The organism is Streptomyces diastaticus subsp. diastaticus, from assembly GCF_011170125.1.
In the GTDB taxonomy this organism is placed as follows: domain Bacteria; phylum Actinomycetota; class Actinomycetes; order Streptomycetales; family Streptomycetaceae; genus Streptomyces; species Streptomyces diastaticus.
Genome location: NZ_BLLN01000002.1, coordinates 174999 through 190182 on the forward strand (window position 1 = coordinate 174999; position 15184 = coordinate 190182).

Annotated in this window: 15 protein-coding genes; 8 read left to right on the top strand and 7 right to left on the bottom strand. The window is 75.0% G+C overall.

Annotated elements, in window-relative coordinates:
- Positions 1-384: 384 nt before the first annotated feature.
- The 4 genes from Sdia_RS02535 (at position 385) to Sdia_RS02550 (ending at position 4098) form a co-directional block, all read left to right on the top strand.
- On the top strand, positions 385-1839 hold the full coding sequence (locus Sdia_RS02535) for an MFS transporter (protein WP_189500134.1): 1455 nt from the start codon (positions 385-387) through the stop codon (positions 1837-1839).
- A 29-nt stretch (positions 1840-1868) separates the two neighbouring features.
- A complete protein-coding gene (locus Sdia_RS02540; protein WP_100456230.1) occupies positions 1869-2393 on the top strand; it encodes a DUF2771 domain-containing protein in 525 nt (174 codons plus the stop codon).
- A gap of 20 nt (positions 2394-2413) precedes the next feature.
- On the top strand, positions 2414-3139 hold the full coding sequence (locus Sdia_RS02545) for a futalosine hydrolase (RefSeq protein ID WP_100456231.1): 726 nt from the start codon (positions 2414-2416) through the stop codon (positions 3137-3139).
- A gap of 62 nt (positions 3140-3201) precedes the next feature.
- On the top strand, positions 3202-4098 hold the full coding sequence (locus Sdia_RS02550; protein ID WP_181843937.1) for a 1,4-dihydroxy-6-naphtoate synthase: 897 nt from the start codon (positions 3202-3204) through the stop codon (positions 4096-4098).
- Positions 4099-4167: 69 nt separating this feature from the next.
- Here the strand turns inward: Sdia_RS02550 and Sdia_RS30530 are convergent, their stop codons facing one another.
- Positions 4168-4551: a cold-shock protein gene (locus Sdia_RS30530; RefSeq protein WP_100456232.1), complete on the bottom strand. Its 384-nt coding sequence runs from the start codon at positions 4549-4551 to the stop codon at positions 4168-4170.
- A gap of 141 nt (positions 4552-4692) precedes the next feature.
- Between Sdia_RS30530 and Sdia_RS02560 the strand changes: the two genes are divergently transcribed.
- Positions 4693-4944 carry a hypothetical protein gene (locus Sdia_RS02560; protein ID WP_100456233.1) on the top strand — a complete coding sequence of 84 codons (252 nt, stop codon included), beginning with the start codon at positions 4693-4695 and terminating at the stop codon, positions 4942-4944.
- Between the two features lie 122 nt (positions 4945-5066).
- Here the strand turns inward: Sdia_RS02560 and Sdia_RS02565 are convergent, their stop codons facing one another.
- The 4 genes from Sdia_RS02565 to Sdia_RS02580 are packed head-to-tail and all read right to left on the bottom strand — an operon-like array spanning position 5067 to position 9032.
- Positions 5067-6026 carry an ABC transporter substrate-binding protein gene (locus Sdia_RS02565; RefSeq protein ID WP_115067771.1) on the bottom strand — a complete coding sequence of 320 codons (960 nt, stop codon included), beginning with the start codon at positions 6024-6026 and terminating at the stop codon, positions 5067-5069.
- Positions 6023-6889, bottom strand: a complete 867-nt coding sequence (locus Sdia_RS02570) for an ABC transporter ATP-binding protein (protein ID WP_100456235.1) — start codon at positions 6887-6889, stop codon at positions 6023-6025. Before Sdia_RS02570 ends, Sdia_RS02565 begins: the two co-directional genes overlap by 4 nt.
- Positions 6886-7971 (bottom strand): FecCD family ABC transporter permease, encoded by a 1086-nt coding sequence (locus Sdia_RS02575; RefSeq protein ID WP_100456236.1) that lies wholly within the window; start codon positions 7969-7971, stop codon positions 6886-6888. The genes Sdia_RS02570 and Sdia_RS02575 overlap by 4 nt, the downstream gene beginning before the upstream one ends.
- Positions 7968-9032, bottom strand: a complete 1065-nt coding sequence (locus tag Sdia_RS02580) for a FecCD family ABC transporter permease (RefSeq protein ID WP_115067770.1) — start codon at positions 9030-9032, stop codon at positions 7968-7970. Before Sdia_RS02580 ends, Sdia_RS02575 begins: the two co-directional genes overlap by 4 nt.
- Before the next feature lie 158 nt (positions 9033-9190).
- Here Sdia_RS02580 and Sdia_RS02585 point away from each other — a divergent pair, with 158 nt between their 5' ends.
- Entirely contained in the window at positions 9191-9886 is a 696-nt protein-coding gene (locus Sdia_RS02585; protein WP_189500122.1) for an HAD family hydrolase, read from the top strand.
- A 172-nt stretch (positions 9887-10058) separates the two neighbouring features.
- On the opposite strand, the gene Sdia_RS02590 is transcribed toward Sdia_RS02585, so the two are convergent.
- Positions 10059-10613: a GNAT family N-acetyltransferase gene (locus tag Sdia_RS02590; protein ID WP_100456238.1), complete on the bottom strand. Its 555-nt coding sequence runs from the start codon at positions 10611-10613 to the stop codon at positions 10059-10061.
- A gap of 168 nt (positions 10614-10781) precedes the next feature.
- Between Sdia_RS02590 and Sdia_RS02595 the strand changes: the two genes are divergently transcribed.
- Together Sdia_RS02595 and Sdia_RS02600 are read left to right on the top strand one after the other, a co-directional pair.
- On the top strand, positions 10782-11753 hold the full coding sequence (locus Sdia_RS02595) for a YihY/virulence factor BrkB family protein (RefSeq protein ID WP_229830932.1): 972 nt from the start codon (positions 10782-10784) through the stop codon (positions 11751-11753).
- A gap of 97 nt (positions 11754-11850) precedes the next feature.
- Positions 11851-13737: an acyl-CoA dehydrogenase family protein gene (locus Sdia_RS02600; protein WP_229830935.1), complete on the top strand. Its 1887-nt coding sequence runs from the start codon at positions 11851-11853 to the stop codon at positions 13735-13737.
- A gap of 112 nt (positions 13738-13849) precedes the next feature.
- Here Sdia_RS02600 and Sdia_RS02605 read toward each other — a convergent pair whose 3' ends face one another.
- A complete protein-coding gene (locus Sdia_RS02605) occupies positions 13850-15163 on the bottom strand; it encodes a cytochrome P450 family protein (RefSeq protein WP_100456240.1) in 1314 nt (437 codons plus the stop codon).
- Positions 15164-15184: the final 21 nt, after the last annotated feature.

A 15184-nucleotide genomic window follows, 5' to 3' on the forward strand; every position in this document is an offset into this window, starting at 1 on the left:
CGAGTCGCATGCGGCGGGGACGGGGAGCGGACGGAGCGGACCGAGGGGCCGCGTCGACGTCCGCGCCCGGCCGTCCAGGGCACGCCCCCGCGATCCGTTCCGGGGGATCGCGAAGAGGCGCGCGGCCAGGAGCTACCGCCGCAGGCGCGTGAGTGCACGCTACCCTCTCGCGGCCTCGTCTCCCACACCGACGTGGGAAGCCGGGCCGCTCAGGGGCCTCGGCGGCGCGTCGCGAAGGCCCCGTGAGCTGCCCGTCGGGGCCCCGGTGCGGCCCGGCTTCCGCCACAGGGGTTGGCTCGGGACGCATCGGGTCATACTCGGCCCACCAGGGGGCACTATGACCACGTGACCGCCTCAGGCTCGCCACGCGTGGAGCGCGGCCCGGTGCGCAGGGCCGCCCGGGTTGTGGGCCGCGCGCTGCGGACACCCGTGACGGGCCCGGCGCGCGGCATCCGCAAGGTGACGCACGCGCAGGGCGCGGGCGAGTCGGGGCTCGGGCGGCTGATCGAGCTGCACGGGGTGAACGGCGCCGGGGACGTGATGGTCACCGTGGCGCTGGCCTCGACGGTCTTCTTCTCGGTGCCGACGGACGAGGCGCGGGGCCGGGTGGCGCTGTACCTCGCGGTGACGATGCTGCCCTTCACGCTGCTGGCCCCGGTGGTGGGCCCGCTGCTGGACCGCCTGCCGCACGGGCGCCGGGCGGCGATGGCCGGCTCGATGCTGGCGCGGGCCGTGCTGGCGCTGGTGCTGTCGGGGGCGGTGGCGACCGGGAGCCTGGAGATGTATCCGGCGGCGCTCGGTGTGCTGGTGGCGTCGAAGGCGTACGGGGTGGTGCGCAGCGCGGTGGTGCCCCGGTTGCTGCCGCGGGGTTTCTCGCTGGTCAAGGCCAATTCGCGGGTGACGCTGGGCGGGTTGCTGGCGACCGGGGTGGCGGCGCCGGCCGGGGCCGGGCTCCAGATGATCGGGCCGGGCTGGCCGCTGTACGGGGCGTGCGTCCTCTTCCTCTCCGGCGCCTTCCTGTCCTTCCGGCTGCCGCCGAAGGTCGACTCGGCGCGCGGCGAACGGCGGGCGCTGCTGGCGGCGGACGAGCAGCACCTGGCGGCGGCGGTGGACGCCCGCTGGGACACCGTGGCCGAGCCCGGGCCGGACGCGGCGCCCGGTCCGGTACGGCAGAGGCCGGCACCCGAGGCCGTACGGGAGGAGGGCGGCAAGGACGGCGGCGGGGAGAGGAGGCGGAAGGGGCCGGGGCTGCGGACCGTCGGCCCGGCGGTGACGCACGCGCTCGCCGCCAATGCCTGCGTGCGCGGTCTGAGCGGCTTCCTCATCTTCTTCCTGGCGTTCCTGCTGCGGGAGCATCCGCTGACGGGGCAGAGCGCGGCGGTGTCGCTGGCGGTGGTCGGCGTGGCGGCCGGGGCCGGCAACGCCCTGGGCACGGCGGTCGGCGCGTGGCTGCGGTCCCGGGCGCCGGAGGTGATCATCGTGACGGTGATGGGGGTGCTGGTGGCGGTGGCGGTGGCGGCCGCGGTGTTCTTCGGCGCGGCCGTGGTCGCGGTGCTGGGCGCGGTGGCCGGGTTCACGCAGGCGCTGGCCAAGCTGTCGCTGGACGCGCTGATCCAGCGCGATGTGCCGGAGCTGGTGCGGACCTCGGCGTTCGCCCGTTCGGAGACGTTGTTGCAGATGGCCTGGGTGGTGGGCGGCGCCGTCGGGATCGCGCTGCCGCTACGCGGGCCGCTGGGGCTGACGGTGGGCGCGCTGATCGTGGCACTCGGTTGGCTGGCGACCGTACGGGCGTTGCTGGCGTCGGCCAGACGCGGCGCGCCGCACCCCCGCGTGGCGTGACCCTCCAACGGGCCCGATAGCCTTCGCCCATGACATCCCTGCCCCGCGGCGGAGCCGCACGTCAGTTCAGCCCGGCCACGCGCCGCGGGTTCGCCGTTCTCGGCGCGGTGTCCGCCGGCCTGCTCGTCCTGTCCGCCTGCGACAAGCCCACGGCGGTGGCCACCGTCACCATCGGCACCGAGTCGGTGAACTCCGAGGCGACGTGCTGGAACGGCGGCTCCAAGATCGACGAGAAGAAGCTCCAGGAGTGCCTCCAGGACAAGGGCGACGGCGGCTCCGGTGACGACGCCGAGGTGAAGACCGTGAAGGTCGACACCGAGGCCGACGTCCACATCGGTGTCGAGCCGGAGATCGCCGACAAGGGCTGGACGATCCTGATGAACGGGCAGCCGCTGACCGACGCCTCCAACAAGACGTACCGCACCATCCCCGGCAGCGTCTTCTTCAACCAGCAGTACGGCGCGTCCGGCAACTCCACCGTGCTCTCCATCCTGGAGAACGACGGCAGCGCCGCGACCGGCCTGTGGTCGTTCAAGCTGGAGAAGGACTCCTGACCCGCCTGCCCACGCCCGCCGTGCGGCTCCTCGTCGCCACCGCTGTCCCGCCCGAGCGGGACGCGGTGGCGCGCGCGTTCGGGGCGTCCGGGACGCCGGAGGAGACGGCCCTGCCCGGCGTGGTGCTGCTGCGTACCCCGGGCGCCGACGTGCTGGCCGCCGGGGTCGGCCCGGCGGCCGCCGCGAGCGCCACCTCGGCGGCGCTGACGGCGGCCCGGCTCGCGGGCAACCCGTACGACCTCGTCGTCTCGGCCGGGATCGGCGGCGGCTTCGCGGAGCGGGCGCCACTGGGCGCCGTGGTGGTGGCGGACCGGATCGTCGCCGCCGACCTGGGAGCCGAGACCCCGGACGGCTTCGTCCCGGTGACCGGCCTGGGCTTCGGTACGGACGTCCACCTGCCGCCCGCCGCGCTGGTCGGGGCGGCCCGCGAGGCGGGGCTCCTGCCGGGCGCGGTCCTCACCGTCTCCACGGTGACGGGCAGTGCCGCGCGCGCCGCCGAACTGCTGGCCCGCCACCCCTCGGCGGTGGCCGAGGCGATGGAGGGGTTCGGCGTCGCCGAGGCGGCCGCCGCGCACGGCGTGCCCGTGCTGGAGGTCCGCGCGGTCTCCAACGCGATCGGCCCCCGCGACCGCGACGCCTGGCGGATTCCCGCCGCGCTGACCGCGTTGACCTCGGCCTTCGTCCGGCTCGCCCCGGCCGAGGCGGGGAGCCCCTTCGCGCTGGCCCGGGCCCGGCTCGTACCGTGAGCGGTGGCAGTACGCACACACGCGACACTCGAAGCGGTGGCAGGGAAGGCGAGGGCGGCGACATGGCGGAGAACGGCACGGACGGCGGGGCGGGGACCGGGGCGGGCGGCGCGGGACGGCTGAGCATCGCCTACTCCCCCTGCCCCAACGACACCTTCGTCTTCGACGCGGTGGCCCACGGCCGCGTCCCGGGCGCCCCTGCCCTGGACGTCACCTTCGCCGACATCGACCTGACCAACGGCATGGCCGAGCGCGGTGAGTACGACGTCCTGAAGGTCTCCTACGCGGCGCTGCCCTGGCTGCTCGACGAGTACGCGCTGCTGCCGTGCGGCGGTGCGCTCGGCCGGGGCTGCGGTCCGCTGGTGCTGACCCGTGAGGCGGCCCTGCCGGGCGCGCTGGCGGGCGGGACGGTGGCGGTCCCGAGCGAGCGGTCGACGGCGTACCTGCTGTTCCGGCTCTGGGCGGCTGACCAGGTGCCGGGCGGCGTCGGGGAGACCGTGGTCATGCCCTTCCACGAGATCATGCCCGCGGTGCGGGACGGCAAGGTCGACGCGGGGCTGGTCATCCACGAGGCGCGCTTCACCTACCGGAACCACGGCCTGCACAAGCTCGCCGACATGGGCGAGCACTGGGAGGCGACGACGGGCCTGCCGATCCCGCTCGGCGCGATCATCGCCCGCCGGTCGCTGGGCGCCGAGCGCCTGACCGCGCTGGCCGACGCCCTGCGCGCCTCGGTGCGGATGGCCTGGGACGACCCGGCGGCCTCCCGCCCCTACGTCCTGGCGCACGCGCAGGAGATGGACGCGGACGTCGCCGACCAGCACATCGGCCTGTACGTCAACGAGTTCACCGCCGACCTCGGCGAGGACGGCTACGCCGCCGTACGCGGTCTGCTGACCCGGGCGGCGGCCGAGGGCCTGGTCCCGCCGCCGGCCCCGGACGCGCTGCGTTTCCCGTAGCGGCCGGAGTACGACGAGACCGCCGGGCGGGACCCGGCGGTCTCGTCGTCCACGGGCGGGGTGGGTCGCTCAGACGTCGAGCTGGTCGGCGACGGCGCGGAGCATCCCGGCGACCTTGGCGCCGGAGGCCCGGTCCGGGTAGCGGCCGCGCTCCAACTGCCGGCTGACATTCTCCAGGACGGTGGTGAGGTCCTGGACGATGGAGGCCAGCTCGTCGGGTTTGCGGCGCTGCGCGGCGGCGACCGAGGGCGCCGGGTCGAGGAGCGTGACGGAGAGCGCCTGGTCGCCGCGCTGCCCGGCGACCACCCCGAACTCCACCCGTTGGCCGGGCTTGAGGGCTTCGACGCCGGCGGGCAGCACGGACGAGTGCACGAAGACGTCGCCGCCGTCGTCGCGGGAGAGGAAGCCGAAGCCCTTCTCGCTGTTGAACCACTTGACCTTGCCAGTCGGCAAAGCACTGTCCCTTCTCGCCCTGCCGCCCTTCGGCCGCAGTGTCCTGGTCACATATCAGGGGGGATGTACCCACGGCGAAGCTATCCCATCCGCTGAACCCCGGCGCGGAGATCGGGGACGCCGGGGAACTACCCTGGACCCGTGTCCGACACCACCCAGCAGACCCCCGCCCCCGGCGACCGCCTCGTGAAGACCGGCGGCGTCGTCTTCATCATCGGCGCCCTGGCGACCCTCGTCACCGTCGCGCCGCTCTTCCTCGGCTCCGACCCGTTCCCGACCGCCGCCTATCTCGTCTCCATGCTGATGGGCGTCGGCTTCCTCATCGCCGGAGCCGGCCTCGTCCGCTCGGTCAGCGCGCAGCGGCGGGAGACGCGGGCGGCCGTGGAGGGCTGAGGACGGGCGCTCCCGGCGCGCGGCGCCCTGGACCGGCACGGGGTCGACGCGCGTCAACCGGGTGCTCGCGATGGTCTCCCCCGGCTGAGCCGGCCGGGCCCGCGCCCGGCCGCGGGGCCCGCTCAGGCGGTCAGGGCCTCCTCCAGCTCGTCCAGGATCTGCTGGGCGGCGGTGTAGCCGATGCCCTGGAGCCACAGTTCGTCCTCGACCCGGTGGACGGCACCGGACTTGACGGCGGTCAGCGAGCGCCAGAGGGCGGACTCGGTGGTCTCGGTCTCCTTGGCCTTCTCCGGATCGCCGTAGGTGGCGGTGAACAGGACGTCGGCGTCGGCCAGGTCGATCTTCTCGGGGCTGACGTCGTACGAGAAGCCGTCGGCGGCCTTGTCGGTGACGGCGGGGCGGCCGAGGCCGACGTCGGCGAGGATGGTGCCGATGTAGTTCTTCCTGCCGTAGATGCGGATGTCGGCGCCCTCGACGAAGCGGACCACGTTGACCTCGGTCTTCCGCGCCTTGGCCGGGCCGCCGGCCGCCTCGGTGACCTCGGCGGCCCGCTTCTCGTACGCGGCGATGGCGCGGTCGGCCTCCTTCTGCTTGCCGAGGGCTTCGGCGTGCAGCCGGAAGTTCTCCTTCCAGGGGTGACCGGTGTTCTCCGACATCACGGTGGCGGCGATCTTGCTGAGCTGGGCGTAGCGGGCCTCGTCGCGGACCTTGGAGGTCAGGATCAGGTCGGGCTTGAGGGCGGCGACGGCCTCCAGGTTGGGCTGGGCGATGACGCCGACGTTCTCGATCCCGGCCACCTCGTCCTCGGGCAGGTAGCTCGCGAAGCCGCGGGCGGCGTCGGAGCGGACGGCACCGACCGGCGTGACGCCGAGGGTGAGGGCGGAGTCCAGTTCGCCGGTGTCGAGCACGACGACCCGCTTCGGCTCGGCCGGGACCTCCACCTCGCCCATCGCCGTCCTGACGGTGCGGGTGGCTCCGCCGTCCTTGCCGGAGGCGGCGGTGTCCTCGCCGGAGCCGCAGGCGGTGAGCAGGAGGGTGAGCGTGAGGGCGCCGGTGGCGGCGAGGAGGGGGCGACGCGTCATGAGGTGGCCCTGCTTTCTTCTCGGGTGGGGACGGCGGGTACGGCGGATTCCGGCCCGGGCGGCGCCCCCCAGGGCGCGCCCGGGACGACCAGCGGGGAGCCGGTGACGGGGTCGGGGACGACGACGCACTCCAGGCCGAAGATGTCCCGGACCAGGCCGGCGGTGACCACGTCGGCGGGGGTGCCCTCGGCGACGACGCGGCCCTCGCGCAGCGCGACCAGGTGGTCGGCGTAGCGGGCGGCCTGGTTGAGGTCGTGCAGGACGAGGACGACGGTGCGGCCCTGCTCGCGGTTGAGGCGGCGGACCAGGTCGAGGACCTCGACCTGGTGGGCCAGGTCGAGGTAGGTGGTGGGCTCGTCGAGCAGCAGGAGTTCGGTCTCCTGGGCGAGGGCCATGGCGATCCAGACGCGCTGGCGCTGGCCGCCCGAGAGCGCGTCGACGGGCCGGCCGGCCAGCTCGGTGGTGGCGGTGCGGGCCATGGCGTCGGTCACCGCCCGCTCGTCCTCCTGGGACCACTGCTGCCACCACCGCTGGTGGGGCTGGCGGCCGCGGGCCACCAGGTCCGCCACGGTGATCGCCTCCGGTGCCACCGGCGTCTGCGGCAGCAGGCCGATGCGCTGGGCGATCCGCCGGGTGGGCAGCCGGGCCAGTTCGGTGCCGTCGAGGAGGACGGCGCCGCCGGCGGGGCGCAGCAGCCGGCCGAGCGCCCGCAGGGTGGTGGACTTGCCGCAGGCGTTGGGCCCGATGATGACGGTGACCCTGCCGTCGGGGATGTCCAGGTCGAGGCCGGGGACGACGGTGCGGTCCTCGTAGGCGAGGGTGAGGCCCCGGGCGGTGAGGCGGGCGGGAGCGGTGCGGGTCATGAGGTGCCTCCGGTGGCGCGGGGGCCGTGTCGGGTGGCGAGGAGCCAGATCAGGTACGGGGCGCCGACCGCCGCCGTGAGCACTCCCACCGGCAGTTCGGTGGGGGCGAACAGGCGGCGGGCCAGCAGGTCGGCGGCGACCACGGTCACGGCCCCCGTCAGGGCGGAGCAGACCAGCGGGATCTGCGCGGTGCGGGTCAGGCGCCGGGCGGTCTGCGGGGCGAGCAGGGCGACGAAGTCGACGGGTCCGGCGGCGCCGGTGGCGACCGAGGCGAGGACCACGCCGATCAGGACCAGGCCGAGGCGGGTGCGGCCCAGGCGGGCGCCGAGCCCGGTCGCGGTGGCGTCGTCCAGGGTGACGGTGCGCTGGGCGCGGGCGGCCCAGACGAGGGCGGGCAGGGCGGCGAGCAGGGTCCAGCCGACGAGGGCCGCCTCGGGCCAGGCGCGGCCGTTGAGCGAACCGCTCATCCACACCTGGGCCTGCTGGGCGACGGTCTGGTCGCCCTTGGTCAGGAAGAGGGTGGTGAGCGCGCGCAGGGCCACCGCGAAGCCGACGCCGACCAGCACGAACCGGGTGGCTTTGAGCCCGCCCCGCCAGGCGAAGACGTACACGAGCAGCGCCGCGAACAGGCCGCCACCCACCGAGATCCAGGGCAGCACGGTGTACGAGGTGACGCCGAAGGTCAGCGCGGCGACGGTGGCGGCGCTCGCGCCCTGGCTGACGCCGATCAGGTCGGGGCTGGCGAGCGGGTTGCGGGCGACCGTCTGGATGAGCGCGCCCGCGAGCCCGAACGCGGCCCCCACGGCCAGCCCCGCCACCAGCCGCGGCAGCCGCAGCTCCCCCACGACCAGGGCGTCCGGCGAGGGGCGGCCGAGGAGCACGTCGACCACCGACCCGGGAGCGACGAAAGCCTCCCCGAAGCTCAGGCAGGCGACGCAGGCGGCACCGAGCACGGCCACCAGGACGAGGGCGGTCGCGGCGGCCCGCACGGGTACGAGCAGGCTGACGGGTCCCAGGCGTACGGCGGCGTGGCCGGCGGGGCGTACCGGGGCGGCGACCGGCTCGGTGGCGGCGGTCCTCACGCGCTCACCGCCCTGCCCCGTACCAGCACGACCAGGAACGGCACGCCGACCAGGGCCGTCATGACCCCGGCGGGGACCTCGCCCGGCGGGAAGAGGACGCGGCCGACGGTGTCGGAGGCGAGGAGCATGACCGGACCGGTGAGGGCGGCCAGCGGCAGCACCCAGCGGTGGTCGCCGCCGACCAGGTGGCGGACGAGGTGCGGGACGGCGAGGCCGACGAAGGCGATCGGCCCGGCCGCGGCGACCCCGACCCCGGTCAGCACGGCCGCCCCCGCGCCCGCCGTGATCCGTACGGCCGCGACCCGCTGCCCGAGCCCCTTGGCCACGTCCTCCCCCAGCGCGAGGGCGTCCAGTCCCCGGGCCGCGGACGCCACCAGGAGCAGCCCGGCCAGCAGGAACGGCCACACCTGCGAGGCGACGGCGGCGTCCCGTCCCTGGAGGGCGCCGACGTTCCAGAAGCGGAACTCGTCGAGGGCGCCCGAGCTGGTCGTCAGCACGGCGGTGGTGACGGAGACCAGCAGCGCGTTGATCGCGGCGCCGCTCAGCGCCAGTTTGACCGGGGTCGCGCCGCCCCGGCCACCCGCCGCCACCGCGTAGACGGCGACCGCCGCGAGCCCCGCCCCCGCGAACGCGAACCAGACGTACCCGGCCAGCGTGTGCACGCCCGCGAAGGCGATGGCGAGGACCACGCCGACCGAGGCGCCCTGGCTGATGCCGAGGACACCGGGGTCGGCGATGGGGTTGCGGGTGATGCCCTGGAGCGCGGTACCGGCCACGGCGAGCGCGGCGCCGACCATGAGGCCGGTCAGGGTGCGCGGCAGCCGCATCTCCCGCACCACCTCCGCGTCCGGGCCGGTGGCGCCCTGGAACAGTGCCTCCAGGACGGTGCCGGGCGCGACCGTCCGGGCGCCCACGGCCAGGCTGAGGACGACCGCGGCCAGCAGCGCCGCCAGCGTGACCACCGTCCAGCCCACCCGGCGTGCGGCCAGGTCCCGGCGGGGCCGGGGCGGGGCGGCCGGGGTCTTCTCCAGAGGTGGGGCGGCGGGTGGTGCGGGGGCCATCGGGTCCTTCTCGCGTCGTCGGCCGGGGAGGGGCGTACGCCGGGGCACGACGCCATGGCGGCATGGCGAAATGGGAGCCGAAGGCCCCAATGGCCCGCTCTGCGCCCGTACTTAGGCTTGGCTAAGTGTACGGCCGCCCGGGGCGGCACAATGGGGGGATGCCCGAGTACCTCACCTCTCCCAGCGCCCCCGCCGCCTCCGGTCCCGCCGGGGCCGCCGTCCCGGCCGCCCGCCCGTCGCCCGGCACGTCCGGCCCCGTCGTCGGGTTCGACCTGGACATGACGCTGATCGACTCCCGGCCGGGCATCGGCGCGGCCTACCGCGTCCTCGCCGCCGAGACCGGCGTCCCGATCGACGTCGACCTGGTCGTCTCCCGGCTCGGGCCGCCGCTGGAGACGGAGCTGGCCGCCTGGTACCCGGCGGACCAGGTGCCCGACGTCGCCGCCCGGTACCGCGAGCTGTACCCGGGCACCGCGATCACCCCGTCGCTCGCCCTGCCCGGCGCGGCCGAGGCGCTGAAGGCGGTCCGGGCGCACGGCGGGCGCTCCCTCGTCGTCACCGCCAAGTACGAGGAGCACGCCCGGCTCCACCTCGACCACCTCGGCCTCCGCGCCGACCTCGTGGTGGGCGGCCTCTGGGCCGAGGCCAAGGGGGTGGCGCTGCGCGAGCAGGGCGCCTCCGTGTACGTGGGGGATCACCTCGGGGACGTGCGCGGGGCTCGGGCCGCCGGGGCCTTCTCCGTGGCGGTCGCCACCGGCGGGTGCACGCCCGCCGAACTCCGCGACGCCGGGGCCGACGTGGTCCTCGCCGGCCTGGCCGAGTTCCCCGCCTGGCTCACGGAGTTCGCCGGCTGACGCGACTCGGCCACCCCCTGCCGGGGCACCGCCCCGCCGCGCGGTCCGTCGGGGGGCGCGGACCGTTCGCGGCCGGGCCGGGCGGGGCGCTGGTGCACGCACCGCGGGGGCCGCGAACCCACAGCCCGGCCGGCGCTCGGCGCCATCGGCGTCCGGCAGGGGCAAGCGGTGCTCAGCCGGTGGCGGCGGACCGGTACTCGGGGGCCGTGATCCCGAGGAGGACCACGTCGTGGTGGGCGCCCGCGAGGAACTCGTGGTCGCGCAACCTGCCCTCCTCGACGAAGCCCACCCCGCGGAACAACGCGAGGGACGCCTCGTTGAAGGCGTACACCTCGACTTCGCACTTGTGGAGCCGCTCCTCGCCGAACTGGTACGCGAGGAGCAGGGAGACGGCCTCGGCCGCATACCCCCGGCGCCGGTGTCCCCGCCCGATCTCGACCCCGATCCGGAAGCGCCCGGCCCGCCGGTCGGTCTCCCCGACCGTCACGGCCCCGGCGAAGCTCCCGTCCGCCACCACCTCGACGACGAGGCGGAACGCCTCGCCCCCGGGCGGCCGCCCGGCCCGCTCGGCCGTCCAGGCCCGGAAGCCCTCGTCGGAGCGCGGCGGCTGGACCAGGTCGGCGGCGCGGACCCCGTCGAGGTCCCGGGCCAGGTCACGGAAGCCCCGCCAGTCCTCGGGTTCGACCCCTCGCAGCCGCACCTTCTCCCCGGTCCACGTGTCGCCCACGGCGCCCCCTTCCGTAACTGTCGCGGGCCCCCGGGCCCGCTCACCGGCGACCACGGTAGCCCCGGCCCGCCGCACCGGGCCGGGGTACCGTGCCACTCCCCGCACGCACCGCCGGACGGGGCAGGCACCGGAACCCCGTACCGCCCCGGTACACCGCGAGGAGGAACGATGGAGCACCCACCCCGTGCGGCGGGCGCGGCCGTGGCCGAGGACGGCCGGCCGGCGAAGACGGAGGCGGGCCGCCCGGCGGAGGGCACCGGGCCGAGGCGTCCGGCGGGCTGGTGGCAGGCGCTGCGGCGCACGCCCGGCGCGTTCTGGCGGGACGACGTCTCCGACTACGCGGCGGCGCTCACCTATTACGCGATCCTCGCCGTGCTGCCCGCGCTGCTGGTCGTGGTGATCGGTTTCGGCCTGGTCAGCCCGGACACGGCGGAGCGGTTCGTGGCACAGGTGACCGCGTGGGCGCCGGGCGACTCGGGGGCCCCGCTGCGCGACGTGCTGACCCGGGTGGTGCGGGTCGACTCGACGGCGTGGACGCTGCTGGTGACGGGCGGGGCGAGCGCCCTGTGGTCGGCCTCCAGCTATCTCGCCGTCTCCCGGCGGGCCCTGCACCGTATGCACGGGGTGCCGGACCGGCGTTCGCCGTGGCAGAAGGCGCACCGGATCGTGGCGACCGCGCTGGCCCTGCTGGCGCTGCTGGTCGTCAGCTCGCTGCTGCTGATGCTGACCGAGCCGGTGGCGGAGTCGTTCGGGCGGCTGCTCGGGCTGGACGCCGGGGTGGCGTGGGCGTGGAGCGTGCTGCGCTGGCCGCTGCTGCCCTGCCTGGTCGCCTGCCTGGTCGTGGTGGTCTTCCGGAACGGCCCACCGGCCGCCCGCCGCCGCGCGTACAGCCTCCCCGGCGGGGCCCTGGCCGCCACGCTGTGGCTGACCGCCTCGGCGGGGCTGGCCCTCTACGCCTCGGTGCTCAGCACGTACAGCCGTCTCTACGGTTCGCTGGCCGGCATCGTCGTCTTCCTGATCTGGCTGTGGCTCTCCAACGTGGCGCTGCTGCTGGGCGCGCAGTTCACGGCGGAGCTGAGCCGGGTGGAGCGGGAGGAGGACCCGGCGGACGGCGACCCCGCCGCCCCGCCCCCGCGCTGACGGCGACATCGCGCCATCCTCGCGAGTATTCGCGACGTATTCCCCCACATTGGGCATACGCCCTGTCAGCATACGGCCGGAACTGCCCACTTGACATATGACACATGATCAGTTGGGCCCTGGTCATAACTCCCTGACCACCGATACTTTACGGGGTGTGATTACTGAACGAGAGATTCCGCTCCGCCGTTCCTCCGCTTCCGACGCCCTGCTGTTCGCGACACGGAGCGAGGACCACCGGCGCTGGCGCGAGCTATTCAGCACACAGGAATTCGGTCACCGGGACTTGGCCCATCACGAGCGGGTCGAGTTGTCCTATCGCCGCTTGCGTACCGTCGCCGAGGCGATACCGGACGCCCGCGCGCTCTCCCGGAGCGCGTCGGCGCTGACCGCGCTCCACGAGTGGGCGGGCCCGGCCGACCCCGGCATGGCCACGCTGGCCTCCATCCACTACAACCTCTTCCTGGGCAGCCTCCTCGACCACGACCACGAGGACCGCGACCTGGAGCCGTACGTCCGGATGGACAGGATCGGGACGTTCCTGTGCACCGAGGCCGAGCACGGCAACGACGCCGTGAACATGGAGACGACGGCCGAGTACCACCGCGACTCGCGCCGGTTCGTCCTCGACACCCCGGGCCCGGGGGCGGCCAAGTGGATGCCCAACACCTCACTGACCGGCGGCCCGAAGGACGCCGTGGTCGCCGCCCGGCTGCTGGTGGACGGCCACGACCACGGTGTCTTCCTCTTCCTCACGCCGCTCAGCGACGAGCGGGGCCACCTGCCCGGCGTGCGCGTGGAGCGGCTGCCGCACACCTCCGGCGCCCCCGTGGACCACTGCGCGACCACCTTCGAGCAGGTCTCGCTGCCGCACAGCGCGATGCTCCAGGGCGACCACGGGCGGCTCAGCCCGGACGGGGAGTTCACCAGTTCCCTGGGCAGCCCCCGGATGCGGTTCCTGCGTTCCATCGGCCGGGTGGGCATGGGCAAGCTCTGCATGTCCGGGTACAGCCTGGGCGCGACCCGGCAGGCCGTCGCCGTCGCGGTGCGGCACGGCGCCGCGCGGCTGACCGCCGGCATGACCAGAGGCCAGCGGGTCCCGCTGATGGCCCACCGCAGCCACCACGAGCCGCTGCTCGACGCCCTCGCCACCACGTACGCGGCGACACTGCTGCACCGCTCGGTGGTACGCCAGTGGGAGGTGGCCGGGACCGCCGAACGCGAGGAGGTGGAGCGCCTCGTCGCCGTGACCAAGGGCTGGATCACCTGGGCCGCCCGGGAGACCATGACCACCTGCCGCGAGCGGTGCGGCGCCAAGGGGCTGCTGCTGACGCAGGGCATCGCGGGGCAGCTGGCCGCCAACGAGGGCACGATCACCGCCGAGGGCGACAACCAGGTCATCTGGGTCAAGGCCGCCGGTGAGCTGCTGATGGGCGGGTTCACCCCCAAGCCCCCCAGCGAGACCGCCCCCGAGCAGCGGTCCCTGCGTGACGGCGCGCACCTCCAGGACCTGATGGCCGACATCGAGCGGGTCTGGCACGAGCGGGCCCGCACCCGCCTGCGCGCCCCGGGTACCCGGGGCAACCCGATGGTCCGCTGGAACGGCGCGGTGACGCCGGCGCTGGAGCTGGTCGGGGCCCACGCGCACCGGCTGGCGGGCGAGGCCCTGCTGGAGGCCACCGACCGGGTCGCCGCCGAGGAGGCCGAGCGCCTCCACGACCTGCACCGGCTGTTCGCGCTGCGCCAGGTGGCGGCGCACAGCGGGGAACTGCTGGCCGGGGAGCGGCTGACGGCGGAGCAGGTGCGGCGGCTGCCCGACGAGATCGAGCGGGTGGTGGCGTCCCTGGAGCCGCACGCCCTCGCCCTGGTGGAACGTTTCTTCGTGCCGGAGGAGCTGCCGGGGAGCGACCCCGCCGGCCTGCCCGACGCCCGGCCCGAGACCCGTCTGGAAGCGGTCGCGGAGAGCGAGCGGAACGCGGCGTGACGCGAGACGGCCCGCCGTGTGCGTACACGGCGGGCCGTCTCTCTCCGCTTCGTCGCGGGCCACCCGGGCGGACCTTCGTCGGGGCGGCCCCGACGGGCGTCCGCCCGGGTGGTCACACCCGGAAGATGTCGAGGAAGGAGCTCCAGAAGCCCTTCCTGCGACCGCCTTCCGAGGCCGGCTGAGCGGTGTGCTGCGGCTGCGGCGTCCCGTGCGCCGACTGCTGCTGGGGGACGCCCCGGCTCTGCAGGGCCGCGGCCATCCGGGTGGCCGGGGTCGGGCTGAAGGCGACCGGCAGCGAGACCAGGGCCCGGTGGAACGGGCCCGGCCGCCACTGGAGTTCCTCCTCGTGGACGCCGAGCACCAGGTCGGGCAGGGCGTTGAGGACCTTCTCGATCGCGGTGACCGCGATGACCTGCGCCGGGTCCTTGGCCGGGCAGGCGTGCGAGCCCGCGCCCCAGGCGAGGTGGGCTCCGCGTCCCGCGCTGTGGCGGGCCTCCGCGAGGGCCGGGTCGCTGTTGGCCCCGGCGAAGGAGATGAGGACGGGGCTGCCGGCGGGGGCTATGACACCGTTGCCGAAGTCCGTGTCCTGGGCCGGGTAGTGCGCGGCGTAGTTGGCGATCGGCGTGCGGTGCCAGAGCACGTGGTCGACGGCCTCCTCGACCATCATCCCGGCGCCCCGGCCGCCCTCACCGCCGGCGAGCAGTTCCAGCAGGGCGTTGCCGATGAGGTTGCGCTCCGGCTCGATGCCGGCGCCCATCAACATCACGAGCTGGTCCTTCAGCTCCTCGTCCGTCAGCCCGGCGGGGTGCTGGATGAGCCACGAGATCACGTCGTCGGCCGGCTCGCGGCGCTTGATCGCGATGAGCTGCATCAGGCAGGAGTCGATCTGGGCCTTGGTCCGCACCGGGTCCTTGCCGTCGAACATCGCCGACATGGCGGTGGTGAGGGTGTCGCCGATGTCCGCCGGGCAGCCGAAGAGCTTGTTGAACAGCAGCAGCGGCAGCAGCTTGGCGTACTCCGCGAGGAGGTCGGCGCGGCCTCGCTCGCTGAACTGGTCGATGAGGTAGTCGGCGATCGGCTCGACGTCCCGGCGGATGCGGGTGATGTTGAGCTTGGCGAGGCTGTCGGTGACCGCCTTGCGCAGCCGCAGGTGCACGGCGCCGTCGGTGAACAGGGCGTTCGGCCGGTACGCCATCATCGGCAGGACCGGGCTGTCCATCGGGACGCGGCCCTCGTTCAGCGCCGCCCATCGGCGGGCGTCGCGGGGGAAGCTCGTCGGGTTCTGCAGCACGCGCAGCGCCGCCTCGTACCCCACGACGAGCGTCGCGTCGACTCCGGGCGCCAGCTCGACCGGCCCGGCCGGTCCCTGCGCGCGCAACTGGTCGTAGACCGCCTGGGGGTCGGCGGCGAAGTTGGCGTCGTGCATGGGGCATCTGCCGGTCGCCGA